General features: G+C 74.0%; 9 protein-coding genes and 2 pseudogenes. 8 read left to right on the top strand and 3 right to left on the bottom strand.

Annotation, left to right across the window (positions count from 1 at the left end):
• Window positions 1-318: 318 nt before the first annotated feature.
• Entirely contained in the window at window positions 319-1,158 is an 840-nt protein-coding gene (locus ACIQZO_RS05485) for an SDR family oxidoreductase (protein WP_403620463.1), read from the top strand.
• A 57-nt stretch (window positions 1,159-1,215) separates the two neighbouring features.
• On the opposite strand, the gene ACIQZO_RS05480 is transcribed toward ACIQZO_RS05485, so the two are convergent.
• Window positions 1,216-1,407, bottom strand: coding sequence for a hypothetical protein (locus ACIQZO_RS05480; RefSeq protein WP_403620460.1), 192 nt, complete (start codon window positions 1,405-1,407; stop codon window positions 1,216-1,218).
• A gap of 329 nt (window positions 1,408-1,736) precedes the next feature.
• Here ACIQZO_RS05480 and ACIQZO_RS05475 point away from each other — a divergent pair, with 329 nt between their 5' ends.
• The 7 genes and pseudogenes from ACIQZO_RS05475 (at window position 1,737) to ACIQZO_RS05445 (ending at window position 8,908) form a co-directional block, all read left to right on the top strand.
• Window positions 1,737-3,785 (top strand): UvrD-helicase domain-containing protein, encoded by a 2,049-nt coding sequence (locus tag ACIQZO_RS05475; RefSeq protein WP_403620457.1) that lies wholly within the window; start codon window positions 1,737-1,739, stop codon window positions 3,783-3,785.
• Between the two features lie 127 nt (window positions 3,786-3,912).
• Window positions 3,913-4,647 carry an SDR family oxidoreductase gene (locus tag ACIQZO_RS05470; protein ID WP_403620454.1) on the top strand — a complete coding sequence of 245 codons (735 nt, stop codon included), beginning with the start codon at window positions 3,913-3,915 and terminating at the stop codon, window positions 4,645-4,647.
• The gene (locus ACIQZO_RS05465; RefSeq protein ID WP_403620452.1) at window positions 4,644-5,114 is read left to right on the top strand and encodes a nuclear transport factor 2 family protein; all 471 of its coding nucleotides are present in this window, start codon (window positions 4,644-4,646) and stop codon (window positions 5,112-5,114) included. Before ACIQZO_RS05470 ends, ACIQZO_RS05465 begins: the two co-directional genes overlap by 4 nt.
• A gap of 167 nt (window positions 5,115-5,281) precedes the next feature.
• Window positions 5,282-6,376 (top strand): annotated as a pseudogene (locus ACIQZO_RS05460) (glutamate synthase-related protein); the annotation flags it as partial.
• A gap of 22 nt (window positions 6,377-6,398) precedes the next feature.
• Entirely contained in the window at window positions 6,399-8,111 is a 1,713-nt protein-coding gene (locus ACIQZO_RS05455; RefSeq protein ID WP_403620449.1) for a thiamine pyrophosphate-dependent enzyme, read from the top strand.
• Window positions 8,112-8,366: 255 nt separating this feature from the next.
• A pseudogene (locus ACIQZO_RS05450) lies at window positions 8,367-8,660 on the top strand (alcohol dehydrogenase catalytic domain-containing protein); the annotation flags it as partial.
• A gap of 44 nt (window positions 8,661-8,704) precedes the next feature.
• A complete protein-coding gene (locus tag ACIQZO_RS05445) occupies window positions 8,705-8,908 on the top strand; it encodes a zinc-binding dehydrogenase (protein ID WP_403620916.1) in 204 nt (67 codons plus the stop codon).
• Window positions 8,909-8,985: 77 nt separating this feature from the next.
• Here ACIQZO_RS05445 and ACIQZO_RS05440 read toward each other — a convergent pair whose 3' ends face one another.
• Window positions 8,986-11,616 (bottom strand): DUF6493 family protein, encoded by a 2,631-nt coding sequence (locus tag ACIQZO_RS05440; protein WP_403620446.1) that lies wholly within the window; start codon window positions 11,614-11,616, stop codon window positions 8,986-8,988.
• Window positions 11,613-13,067, bottom strand: a complete 1,455-nt coding sequence (locus ACIQZO_RS05435; protein ID WP_403620444.1) for an SWIM zinc finger family protein — start codon at window positions 13,065-13,067, stop codon at window positions 11,613-11,615. The genes ACIQZO_RS05440 and ACIQZO_RS05435 overlap by 4 nt, the downstream gene beginning before the upstream one ends.
• Between the last annotated feature and the right edge of the window lie 78 nt (window positions 13,068-13,145).

Here is a 13,145-nt window from a genome sequence, read left to right as displayed (position 1 = left end):
TGTCGGCGGGGCGGCCGCCGATCTGCATGGGGGTGCAGGCCGAGGACAGGAACGCCTCGGTGGCTTCGAGGTTGCCACTGTCGAAGAAGAGGTGCGTCATCGGGGGCTCTCCCTCACCGGTCTGCTCGGCGTGACCTGCAGACGCCATCCGGCTCTCAGTATGCCGTGGCCCGGGCGGGAGGGCCGGGCCGTGCGCGCCCGTATGTGCGCCCGCGCGCCTCCGCACGCCCCCGCACGAGGGATGACCGCGGGTCGCCGCCCCACGACCATGACCGTCACCACCACTGTCCGGAACAACTCACTTGTCACGGGGGAACGATGGGACGACGTTGGCTGGTCACGGGATGCTCCTCCGGCCTCGGCCACGCACTGGCCACGGCCGCGGCCCGGGCCGGGGACGAATTGGCGGTCACCGCCCGTAAGACCGCCGACCTGGACGACCTCGCCGCCGCCTGGCCCGGCCGCATCGTCCCGATCCCGCTCGAACTACGGGACGCCGCCTCCTGCGAGGAGGCCGTCCGTACCGCCGCCGACCGTCTCGGCGGCATCGACATCCTCGTCAACAACGCCGGCATCGGACTCTTCGGCGCGGTCGAGGAGGTCTCGGACGCCGAGCTGCGCGATCAGTTGGAGACCCTGGTCGTGGGCCCGTGGCGGCTCGCCCGGCTCGTCCTGCCGCTGATGCGGGCCCAGGGCCACGGCCACGTCGTCAATATCTCCTCCGTGGTCGGCCGGATCGCGTTCCCGGGCCTGGCCGCCTACGTCGCCGGCAAGCACGCACTGGAGGGTATGAGCCAGGCGCTGGCCGTCGAGGCCGCCCCGCACAACATCCGCGTCACGGTGGTGGAGCCGGGCATGTACGCCACGCGCTACGGCACGTCCATGACGGAGGCACACCGCCGGATCCCGGCCTACGACGCGACCAACCGCGAGACGCTGGAAGGCACCCGCGGGCTCGCGGAGCACCCCGAGACCGGACGTCCCGAGGACTTCGCCGCGCGGGTGCTGGACATCGTCGCGGCCCAGGGCCCCACACCGCTGCGGATCCCGGTGGGCGATGACGCGTACGGATACCTGGAACTGGCCGAGCAGGCCTCCCGCGAGGAGTTCGCGGCGGCCCGGCTCCTCACACAGGGCCCGCCCCCGCCGTCGGCCTGACGGCGGGGTGTGCGGCCGCAGTTCGCCCCCGGGCGGCTGCGGCGGGCACGGCCGCGGTCAGCGCGCGTGGTGCTGGATGCCCCGCTGACCGGGTACCCGGGTCGACCGGGGAGTGCCCGGGCGGCGGTGGCCGGCCCGGCGGGGACGGCCCGGGAAGGGGTTGCGCCGTGCGCTGACGCTGGGGGCCGCGATCAGAAGGCCGACAAGGGCGAGGACCGCGACGAGGATGAGCACGGTAACGACGTTCATCTTCCTGCCTTCCGTCGGGTATTGACTGGCTGTCACTACATCTTGTTACCGAATTTCGAGCCGCTAAACACAGAGGGTGACAAGGGGCGGCATCGAGCGCGCCGCCGCGCCGGGGAGGACGTCACCGACGCGCTCGCGGATCCCGACCGGGGCGTCGCGTACCGCGCCCAGAACCTCCTGGCCGGCCTCGGGGGTACTACTTCGGCAGCCGGGACCCGTTGGACGTCCACACACTGCTGTTCTACTGGCAGGACCAGGCCGACAGGCGCCCTGCCGTTGTGGTCGGGTTGCGCCCTATGATCGCTGCTCCGCGTACGAGGGGGGCTGGTATGGGGGCAGGCGGGGCGGCATCGCAGCGCGCGCAGGAAGCGCGGCGGCAGGAGCGGCTACTCCGGGAGCAGTGGCAGGCCGCCCGTCGGCAGGCCCTGCGGTGGGATGCGGTCGGCGAGGGCGAACAGCGCGTTTTCGCACAGCTGTTGGTACTTACCGCGCGCGGCTGGCGGTTGCTCGTCGACCGGCGGTGGTCCGGGACGCGTACCGCTGACGCGGACATGCTGCTGGTGGGGCCCGGCGGTGTCTTCGTCGTCGACATCAAGGCCGGCGGTGAGCCGGGGGACGCGGACGCGGCCGGGCTGCTCGCCGCCACGAAAGCCGCCGAGAGCGCGGTGGCGTCCCTCGGAATGTCACCGGTGGCGGTCCAGCCGCTCATGGTGCTCGCCGGGCGGCGCCTCGACGCGAGCCTCGGCCGGATACGGCTCCTGGGCGAACACGAGGTCGGGCCCGTGCTGCTGTCGCAGCGGCAGAGGCTGCGCGTGGAGTCGGTCCGGGCGATCGCCGATCATCTCGAGCGGGTGCTCCCGCATTACGCGGGGTCGGCGCTCGACCGGCCGCTGCCACCAGAGCCCGAGCACCGACGGCAGGGCGCTTCCGACGGATTGTTCGACCTGGAAGGGCTGCGGGACGCCGCCCTGAAGGGGGCGATGCGGGCGCCGATCGAGCAGTGGATGACCTTCCTCCACCCCGATCAGGTGGCACTGGTGCGCCGCGACTGGTCCGGCCCTGCACGCATCAGCGGACCGGCGGGTACCGGCAAGACGGTCGTCGCCCTCCACCGTGCGGCACACCTCGCCCGGCGGACGACCGGCCGCATCCTGTACGTCACCTTTGCCAACAACCTGCCCCGTGTGCAGAGCACCTTCCTCAAGGCCATGGCCCCGGCCGTCGCCGACCGGGTGGACTTCCGCAGCCTCCACTCCTGGGCACAGGAATTCCTGCAGGAGCGGGGCGTACCGGTACGGCTGCACGGGGACAAGGCCGAGACCGCCTTCAGCCTCGCCTGGAAGAACGTCGGCCGCGGGGGGCGACTGGCCGGGCTCGACCCGGCGCCCGCCTACTGGCACGAGGAGATCGACTACGTCATCAAGGGGCGCGGCCTCACCCGCTTCGAGGAGTACGCGGCCGTTCCCAGGCGACGCAGGAGGGCGAGCCTGCACCGTACGCACCGGCAGTCGGTGTGGGAGCTGTACGAGGCGTACGAGTCGCTGCGCGACGAGCGCGGCGTCCACGACTTCAACGACCTCCTCTCCCTCGCCCTGGCCGAAGCGTCCCGTCGGCGCGAGCGGCCCCCGTACGCGGCCGTCATCGTGGACGAGGTCCAGGACCTCACGCTCGTCGGCGTGCGCCTGCTGCACGCGCTCGTCGGCGACGTGCCCAACGGCCTGCTCCTGGTCGGCGACGGCCAGCAGACCGTGTACCCCGGCGGGTTCCGCCTCACCGACGCGGGCATCGACATCCGCGGCGACCGCGGACAGGTGCTGCGCACCAACTACCGCAACAGCAAGCAGATCCTGGACGCGGCCCTCACCGTCGTGGCCGACGACTCCTTCGAGGACCTCGACGGCATGCGCACTCCGGGCCGCCGCGATGTCGATCCGACCTACCACGACGGGGACGTCGTACGTGTCACCGGGCCCACGGTGGACGCCCACGACAGGGAACTCCTGAACGCCCTGCGATCGCTGCCCGACGGCGCGCTCGCCGACACCGCCCTGCTCTGCCCCTCCATGCGCCTGCTCGGCCACTACCAGCGGTTGCTCACCCTGGCGGGCATCCCCGTCTGCCAGTTGGAGCACTACGACGGCCGGGCGGTCGCCGCGGTGAAGCTGGGCACCTATCGCCGGTCCAAGGGGCTGGAGTTCAAGAACGTCTTCCTGCCCCAGCACGACACGGTGTTCGCGCACGGGACGCCCGCCGAGCCGACGGGCGGTACGGAGACGCCGGCGACGGCCCGGGAGCGTGAGGAACTGCTGCGCAGCCGGCTGTTCGTGGCCATGACCCGGGCTCGTGACCTGCTGTGGCTCGGTGGCGTCGCCGGGTAGAGGGGAGGGGCTCTTAGCGCGTGGGAAGGCCTGCCGCCAGGGTGTATCACGTCCTGGTTCGGCACCCGCGCTCTGCCCAGACTCGGTGGGGCGGAGTCATCCGCTTCGAACGAGGAGTAGGACAGGTATGAGGAACGAAGCCAAGGTCGTGGCGATCACCGGAGCCAGCAGCGGGATCGGGGAGGAGACGGCTCGGCAGCTCGCCGCCGAGGGCCACCGGCTGTTTCTGGGCGCGCGGCGCACCGATCGGCTCGATGCGCTCGTCCGGGAGATCAACGAGGCGGGCGGTACCGCCGCCTTCCAGCGCCTGGACGTCACGGACGCAGCCGACGTACGGGCCTTCGTGGCCGCCGCCCGGGAGCGCTACGGCCGCATGGACGTGATGGTCAACAACGCCGGGGTGATGCCGCTCTCCCCGCTGGCCGCGCTGAAGGTCGACGAGTGGGACCGGATGATCGACGTGAACGTGCGCGGTGTGCTGCACGGGATCGCAGCCGCCCTGCCCGTGATGCGCGCCCAGGGCGGCGGGCACTTCGTGAACGTCGCCTCCGTCGGGGCGTACGAGGTGTCGCCCACGGCGGCCGTCTACTGCGCCACCAAGTTCGCCGTCCGCGCCCTGTCCGAAGGGCTGCGCCAGGAATCGGACGGCTCCGTCCGGGTCACGCTGGTCTCCCCGGGCGTGACCGAGTCCGAGCTGGCCGAAGGGATCTCCGACCCTGCCGCGCGGGAGGCCATGAAGGCCTATCGCGCGGTGGCGCTGCCGGCGTCCGCCATCGCCGGGGCCATCGCCTATGCCGTCGCCCAGCCGGCCGGGGTCGACGTCAACGAGATCGTCGTACGTCCCGCCGCGAGTGCGCAGTGACCGACGGGACGTACGAGGAGCTGCTGCGCCGGCTGCGGGCCCTGGAGGACAAGGAAGCGTTGCGGCGGCTCATGATCCGCGGTTGGCGGGTGCTGGACCGCAAGGACTGGCGGGCCTGGATCGACTGCTGGGCCGAGGACGCGGTGCTGGAGTTCGGGCCGTGGGGCGAGATCCGGGGGCAGGAGGCGGTACGGGCGAAGGTGGAGGAGGCGGAGGCGCACTTCCCGAGCATGCAGCACCACATCCTGAACATGGACTTCCACGTGGAGGGGGACCGGGCGTCGGGCATCGGGTACATGTGGTTCGTCGCCGTGACGGGGAGCGGGCAGGGCTCTTCGCCCTACTCCATGGGCGGACCGTACGACTGGGACTTCCGCCGGGGCCCCGAGGGCGGCTGGCTCCTGGTCCGCCAGCGGCTGGGCGTCTGGTGGACCGACGGGGAGGAGACGCCGGCAAGCCTCGGTTGAGCCGCTCCACCCTGCCCCGGCCGATGGAAAGCCGTCGGCCGGGGGCAGGTCCCCACCGAGTGTCAGGGCGTGGCCGGCCGGGCGTCGCCGAAGGGAACGCGCATGACGGTCCGTCCCCGGGACACAAGCGACTCGTGCTCAAGACTTCGCTGGTCGTCCTGTCCGCCTCGCTCGCAACGGGCGCCGTCCTCGCCCTCAACACCGGTGCCCGGCTCGGCGGCTTCGCCCACGACACGGGGGAGGGCGGACTGTCCGAGTACCACCTGCGCCCCGGCGGGGACCTCGTCTGGGAGATAGGCACCGGATACTTCGGGTGCCGCACCGAGGACGGGGGCTTCGACGAGCGGCAGTTCGCCGAGAAGGCCGCGCTCCCGCAGGTCAAGTGCGTGTCGCTGAAGATCAGCCAGGGCGCCAAACCGGGCATCGGCGGCGTGCTCCCGGGCGCCAAGGTGAATGCCGAGATCGCGCGGGTGCGCGGGGTGCCGCAGGGCGAGACCGTCGTCTCACCGCCCGGCCACCGCGTCTACTCCACCCCGCGCGAGCTCGTCCGCTTCCTCGCCCGGATGCGGGAGCTCGCCGGCGGCAAGCCCGTCGGCTTCAAGCTGTGCGTCGGCTCCCGGCGCGAGTTCCTCGCCGTCTGCAAGGCCATGCTGGAGGAGGGCACCACCCCCGACTTCATCGTGGTCGACGGCGCGGAGGGCGGTACGGGGGCCGCGCCGCTGGAGTTCGCCGACCTCGTCGGCCTGCCCCTGGGCGAGGGGCTCATGACCGTACACAACGCGCTCGTCGGCGCCGGACTGCGCGAACGCGTCGCGATCGGGGCCTCCGGCAAGGTGGCCACCGGCGGAGACCTCGTACGACGCCTCGTCCAGGGAGCCGACTTCACCAACTCGGCCCGCGCGATGATGTTCGCGCTCGGCTGCATCCAGGCCCAGCGCTGCCACACCAACACCTGCCCCGTCGGCGTCGCCACCCAGGACGCGCGGCGCGCGGGCGCCCTCGACGTCGGCGACAAGTCCCGGCGCGTCCGCCGCTACCAGGAGGCCACGGTCGCGAGCGCGCAGCAGATCATGGCCGCCATGGGCGTGGCGCACCCGGGCGGGCTGCGCCCCCACATGCTGCTCCACCGGGTCGACCCGCACACCGTCCGCTCCTACGCCGAACTCCATGAATGGCTCGCACCCGGACAGCTGCTCGCATCACCTCCCGAACCCTGGGCAGGCGACTGGCGGGCGGCCGATCCCGACCGCTTCACCCGCTGAGACCGGACCGAGGGGTACTCCCGTGGCACGCACCGTCGCCCATGTGATCGTCAACTCACTCGAGGAACTGGGGGTCCAGCACGTCTTCGGTGTCGTCGGGGACGCCCTGAACCCGCTGACCGACGCCATCCGTACCTCGGTCACCCTGAACTGGGTGGGCTGCCGTCACGAGGAAGCCGCGGCCTTCGCCGCCGGGGCCCAGGCCCAGCTCTCCGGCACCCTCGGGGTGTGCATGGGCACGGTGGGCCCCGGTTCCGTGCACCTGCTCAACGGCCTCTACGACGCGGCCAAGACCCGCGCGCCCGTCCTCGCCATCTGCGGCCAGGTGCCGCTCGCCGAGATCGGCAGCGACTACTTCCAGGAGGTCGACAACGACCTGCTCTTCCGTGACGTCGCCGTCCACCGGGCCACCGTCACCTCCCCGGACCAGATGCCGCGCATGCTGGAGACCGCCGTACGCGCCGCCGTCACGCGGGGCGGCGTCGCCGTCCTGACCGTTCCCGGCGACCTCGGCGACCGGGAGCTGAGCGAGGACCGGCCCGTGCGCTTCGCCCTGGACCGCGCCGTCACCCGCCCCGACGACCCGGCCCTCGCCGAGGCCGCCGCCCTGCTGAACACCGCCTCCCGGGTGACCCTGCTGGTCGGGGCCGGGGCCCGCGACGCCCGCACGGAGGTCATGCGGACCGCCGAGCGGCTCGCCGCGCCCATGGTGCTCACCCTGAAGGCCAAAGAGGGCTTCGAGGACGACAACGCCTTCCAGGTCGGCCAGACCGGCCTGATCGGCAACCCCGCCGCGGCCCACGCACTGGACGGCGGGGACCTGCTCCTCATGCTCGGCACGGACTTCCCCTACCGGGAGTGGTACCCGCAGGACGTCAAGGTCGTCCAGATCGACCGGCGGGAGGACCACCTGGGCCGCCGGACCCCCGTGGACGTTGCCCTGGCCGGCGATGTCGGCGCCACCCTGCGCGCCCTGCTGCCCCTGCTGGAGCAGGCCCCCGACCGCGCCCACCTGGACGATGCCCGGGAGCGGTTCACCCACTGGCAGGAGGGCCAGCGGCGGCTGGCCGACCCCGCCCACGAGGAGCACTGGCCGGCCCGGGCCCGGGCCGCCCTGGACAATCCCGACCACCTGATCCGGCCCGAGGCGCTGGCCGCCGCCGTGGACGCCCATGCCGCCGACGACGCCGTGTTCACCTCCGACACCGGCATGGCCACCGTCTGGCTCTCCCGGCTCGTCACCATGCGCGGCACCCGCCGGCTGATCGGCTCGTACAACCTCGGGTCGATGGCCAACGCGATGCCCCAGGCCATCGGGGCCCAGCTGTGGTCGCCCGAACGCCAGACCGTCGCCTTCTGCGGCGACGGAGGACTGAGCATGCTGCTGGGCGACCTGATGACGATCAAGGCGTACGGCCTGCCCGTCAAGCTCGTCGTCTTCGACAACCGCCGCCTGGGCATGGTCAAGCTGGAGCAGGAACAAGCGGGCCTGCCCGAGTTCGGGACCGAACTCGACAACCCGGACTTCGCCGCCGTCGCCAGGGCGCTGGGCATCGAGGGCATCCGCGTCACCGACCCGGCGGACCTGGACGACGCCGTGCGCCAGGCCTTCGCGACACCGGGGCCGGTCCTGCTGGACGTGCTGACGAATCCCGAAGAGGTGGCCGTCCCGGGCAGGCCGACCCTCGCGCAGGGCTGGGGCTTCGCCGTTGCCAAGATCAAGGAAATGCTCTGAGCCCCCGGCCCCGGCTCCTGCCCCCTTCACCCGTCCGCCGCGTCCGGCGAGGCACGGGGTGCGTACCCGTGGGACGCTGCGGTGGGAACCGACGACGATGACGGACATCCCGCACACAGGACCCGGCCCGTGCCCGTAGTCACACTGGCCGGGTTCTGTCACGTCGCCCCGCGCGGCCCGGTGGGGAGGGGGAAGCGGCGCGGCCGTGACGCCGGGGCCGCGCCCGTACGCACGCCCTCTACCCGGGAGTTCCTGATGTCCAGAGCGATCACCTTCCCCGAGTACGGCGCGCCCGAGGTGCTGCGCCTGTCCGAAGTCAGCCCGCCGGAGCCCGGCCGGGGCCAGGTCCGGATCCGGGTGCGTGCCGCCTCCGTGAACCCGTTCGACATGAAGGTCCGCTCCGGTCGGATGGCCGATGCCGTCCCGGTCCGGTTTCCCGCGATCCTCGGTCTGGACGCCGCCGGTGTGGTCGATGCCGTGGGAGAGGGCGCGCAGGCGGCCGTGGGCGACGAGGTGCTCGGAGCCGCCGTCGGCGGCAGCTACAGCGAGTACGCGCTGCTCGACCGGCCGGTGGCCAAGCCGGGGGACCTGTCGTGGGAGGCCGCGGCCTCGCTGGTCACGGTTGGCCGGACCGCGTTTCGAGTCCTGGGGGAGCTGGGAGTGCGGGCGGGCCAGACCCCGCCGAGGGGAAGCTCTCGGTGCCGCCCTGGCGCGCCTATCCGCTGGCGGAAGCCGCCCTGGCCCATGCCGACCTGGAAGCCCGCCGCAACCGCGGCAAGGCCGTCCTGGTGCCCTGACCGACCGGGGCAGCAGCCTACCGGCCCGACCACGGACGATGCCGCGCCCCCGCCGGGCCCGGCCGAGAGTCCGCCGCTCACCGCGCGACCGGGGTCGCGGTCTCCTGGTTGCGGTCGAGGGCCGCGTGGAGGCGGGCGGCCTGGGTGACCAGTCGGGAGCGGCCGGGGCGGGTCGCGGTTTCGGCGAGTCCGGCCGGGTGCGGCGCGGCGGCCCCGGACTGCTCCGCGCACTCGGCGGCGGTCTCCAGCAGTTCCCCCGTACCGCGCGGGTCGGCGGAGCCGGTGAGCAGGGCGGGCAGGACCGCGCCGAGGACGGCCCAGGTCGTCGCGTGGGCACCGGTCGCGGCCGCGGTGCGCAGTGAGTCGGCGAGTCGGCCGGTCTTGACCGTGCCCAGCGCCACCAGCTCGGTGAGGTCGGCTCCCAGGCGTTCGGTGTCCAGCTCGCCGCGGCCCGCGAGGGTGAGCAGCGCGTCGACCGCCCGCAGGCGGTCCTCGGGGTGACGGGCGCCGAGCCCGGTGGCGACGGCGAGGTGGAGGGCCGGTCCGGCGGGGCCGCCGGCGGCGGCGAGCCCGGGCAGGATGCCGGTCCCGCCGCGTTCGTCGTCGAGGGCGCAGGAGGTGACCCCGGCCAGCGACCACGCGGCCAGGGTCTCCCGGTCCTCGGGCAGGAGTGCGATCAGGCTCTCGTTGTCCTCCCCGTCCCAGCAGCGCCCGGCTATCCGGCGGGCGCTGCCCAGGCCGCCGAACTCCGCGGGGAACTCCGTGACCACGGTGGCCCGTTCGCCGATGTCCAGCACGAGGCGGTCGGGGTTCCCGCCGTAGCGGTGGTACCCGGCCGGGGTGGTGCGGCGGGTGATGGCCGCGGGACGACCGCCCTCACCGAGCCAGGCCGCCAGCCGGTCCCCCTCGGACGTGCCCAGGGCCGCCGCCCCCGGCAGGGCGGAGGCGTCGCGGCGGACGCGGAGCAGCGCCTGGGCGAAGTCCGCCGGGGCGGGGCGCTCGCCGAGGCGGGCGTACTCGGCGAGCCGGGCGACCAGGGTGCGCGGGTCCAGGGCACCGGTGCGCAGGGTGGGAGTGGCCAGGAGGAACGGCAGGGGACGGGTCCTGACGGCCCGGGCGATCTCGGCCACGCGGGCGTGGCGGGCCACGGCCGCGTCGGTGTGGTGGCAGTCGCTGCGCCATGTCGCGAGGGGCTGCGGCGCCGGCCCGGCGGGGCCGACGTCCAGCACGGCGGCGGCCACGTGTTCCAGGCCGGGCAGGTCGCCCGTGTACCGGTGACGGCGTTCCGGGTCGAGCCAGTAGCGGTCGGCGAGCGCGGGCCGCAGTGCCGCGGCCAGGGCGGCTCGATCCCGGTGGGCGTGGCGGACCAGGCCGTCCAGGGCGCGCTCGTACTCCTCGACGGGCTCGGTACGGGAGTTGACCACGGCGGCGACGAGTTCCACGGTCTCCTCCACGGTCGCCGGGGCCGGCTCGAGCGCCACGGGGATCGGGGGCGGCGGCAGGAGCTCCCGGTACGGGCCGGTGTCCTCCTCGGGAGCGGCTTCGGCGCCGAGGACCTCCACGGCGCGGGCGCGGTGGAGCGGGCTCAGCAGGTGGGCGCGGTCGGCCAGTGCGGCGCGCAGGGCCTCGTCGTCGCCGAGGTGCGCGGCGGCCAGCTTCAGGGCCCGTTCCTGGATGTCGGTGTCCGCGTGGCCGAAGGCCTCGCCGAGCACCGGCAGCAGCTCGGGAGCGGCGGCCGGGTCGCGGCTGAGCCGCCTGCCGAGCAGCACGAGCTGGGCCCGTACGAGCTTCTTCTCGGGGCGGAAGAGCACGGCGGCGGACATCTCGGCCAGTCCGTCGGTCGTGACATGGCCCGCGGCGGCCAGCCTTGCCAGCACCTGCTGCGCGTAACCGGCGACGGGGGAGGGCGCGTCGGCGGTGAGCGCGATCCAGTCGGCGGTCCGTCCCCGCTCCTCCTCCTCGGTGGGCCGCAGCGCCTCCAGGACGGCCCGGTACGGCTTCAGCTGGAGGGCCGTACCGCCCCGCAGCAGGCGGGCGGTGCAGCCGACGAGGAGCGCGGTACGGTCGAGCAGGCCCTCGCCGGCGAGGGTGGCCAGCGCGGTGGGCCAGTGGCCGGGGTCGTCCGCATCGCACTGCCAGGTGAGGACGCCGACCGGTTCGGGGGTCTCGAACAGGCGCGGGACGAAGGCCGCGAGGTGGCGGTCGCCGCGCAGTGTGCCGGTGAGCGGGGCGCGGGAGGACCCCGCGGCCATCGCCCAGCCCTCGACGCAGCCGTCGGTGGTGGGCATCGGGCAGTCCGCCCGGCGGACGAGTTCGAGGATCAGCCCGTAGTCCTCCTGGACGGTGGAGGGCCGCGCGGCCAGCCGGTGGGCGAGGTCGCCGAGCCATGCGGCGTCCCGGTCCGCGAGTACGTCGAGCAGGGCGCCTTCGGGAGTGCTGCGCCATCGGCGCATGTCGCGGCCACCGATCCAGGAGGCCGCGGCAGCGGCTCCGGTCTGGCAGGCGGTGCCCGCGACCAGCAGCGCCGTGCTCATCAGGTCGCGTTCCTGCCAGCGGTCCCAGCCGGCGGCCCGCAGTTCGCGGCGCAGCTCCTTCAGCTCGGCCAGCAGGTCCCGGCGCTGGGCTCGCTCCAGCGGCTTGAGCAGGTCCGGCAGTTGGCGGGTGCGGCCCGCCCGGACGGCGGCGAGGATGTCGGCAGGGGCGGTCATCGTACGTATCCGGCGGCGGTGTTGGCGGTCTCGGCGGTGGAGCGGGAGGTGGCGTCGGCGGGTGCGGCGGCGGGTGCGGCGGCGGTCGCCGCGGCCCGGCGGGCCATACGGGTGGCGAGGGCATGCTTGCAGGGGCCGCGGCGGCCCCGGTAGTCGGCCCACCACTGGCAGGTGCAGCTCAGGGCGCCGCCGCGATCGCGCACCGCGTACCGGCGTTCGCCCGAGGCGACCTGCGCGGTGAGCGGGCCGTCGAGGGTGACGGCGTCCTGCGCCAGCAGGGCGCGGGCGGCGACGAGGCGGGGGTTGTGACGCTCGGCGCGCCGGGCGTCGTAGGGCAGTTCGCGGTGGAAGTACGCGGCTTCGGCGAGGTCGTAGCCGACCCGGCCGTCCGTACCGAGCCGGGTGAGGGCGGCGCGGACCCGCTCCACCGCGAGGCCCGACTGCTCGGCGAGATCGGCCGGGTCGATGCGCGGCTCCCAGGCGAGCAGGACGGACACCAGCTCGGCGTCCTCGGCGGCGGTGTCGGTGGCGAGGGCCTCCAGGACGCTGCCCTCACCGGAGAATCCGCGGTCGGCCTCGGGGGAGAGGGTGAGCGTGAGCCGCATACCGGGCAGGGCGACCTCCCAGGCGGAGGCGGTCGGGGCGGCGCCGTCGGCCGCCGGACCGTACACGCGCAGGCCGGTGGCCTGCCGCAGTACGCGCTGGAAGGCGGCGAGGCGTTCGGGGCCGGGCAGGCAGACCGCACCCGGTACGGGGCGGGTGGTGGGGCGCAGGGTCCGGCCCGCGGGCACCACCCACAGGGCGCCGCCCGCGGCTCCGCCGGCGGAGCCGCTGCGCGGGAGCGAGCGCAGGAAGCGGACGGTTTCGGCGGCGGTCAGCTCCGCGCGGAGGTCGAACCCGGTGGTGATGGCCTGGGATTCGGCGAAGCCGCGCAGCCAGCGGTCGGGCAGCGGCACCTTCTTCTCGACGATCGGGCCGTCGAGGGTGGTCACGGCCATCTCGTCGGGGCCGACCCGCAGGTGCAGAGGGTTGTCGCCGGTGAGCCGCGACAGCGCTTCGCGCAGCGGGTTGTTGACGTCGACATTGGTGGTGCCGTGGCCGGTGTCGGCCCCGAGCAGGCCCTCGGGCAGGACGTCGAGGCGGGCGTAGACCCCGCAGCATCCGGAGAAGGACTCGAAGCGCAGCCGGTCGCCGTTGCCCGTGACCACGGGGTCCAGGGAAGCCCGTTGGGTCCGCCGGAAGTAGCGGGCCGCGGCCACGTCCGCGACGGCCAGCAGGCCTCGGGCGGCAGCCTGGGGCTCACTCAGGAAACCGGTGAAGAACCGGGGATGAGCCTCGGCGCCGGCCGGGGTCAGCCCGCCCGCGGTCTCCAGGCCCAGGGTGCGGTTCGTACCGGCACCGGTCAGCGCGGAAGGTCCGGCGTAGGCGAAGGTGTGTGCGGTTCGCGTCATGTGCAGAACGCTACGAGGAACCACTGACAACACCCTCGCGCGGCCGGGGAGCCGGTTCTCGCGACGGCCCGCTCCGGT

The sequence above is a fragment of the Streptomyces sp. NPDC097617 genome, assembly GCF_044761485.1.
Classification (GTDB): domain Bacteria; phylum Actinomycetota; class Actinomycetes; order Streptomycetales; family Streptomycetaceae; genus Streptomyces.
Note: the sequence above shows the minus strand (reverse complement) of the source record. Positions and strands in the feature narration are given on the sequence as shown.

Coding starts and splice junctions, on each gene's coding strand:
- ACIQZO_RS05485 (WP_403620463.1), top strand. CDS start 319: ATGGGACGACGTTGGCTGGTCACGGGATGCTCCTCCGGCCTCGGCCAC.
- ACIQZO_RS05480 (WP_403620460.1), bottom strand. CDS start 1,407: ATGAACGTCGTTACCGTGCTCATCCTCGTCGCGGTCCTCGCCCTTGTC.
- ACIQZO_RS05475 (WP_403620457.1), top strand. CDS start 1,737: ATGGGGGCAGGCGGGGCGGCATCGCAGCGCGCGCAGGAAGCGCGGCGG.
- ACIQZO_RS05470 (WP_403620454.1), top strand. CDS start 3,913: ATGAGGAACGAAGCCAAGGTCGTGGCGATCACCGGAGCCAGCAGCGGG.
- ACIQZO_RS05440 (WP_403620446.1), bottom strand. CDS start 11,616: ATGACCGCCCCTGCCGACATCCTCGCCGCCGTCCGGGCGGGCCGCACC.
- ACIQZO_RS05435 (WP_403620444.1), bottom strand. CDS start 13,067: ATGACGCGAACCGCACACACCTTCGCCTACGCCGGACCTTCCGCGCTG.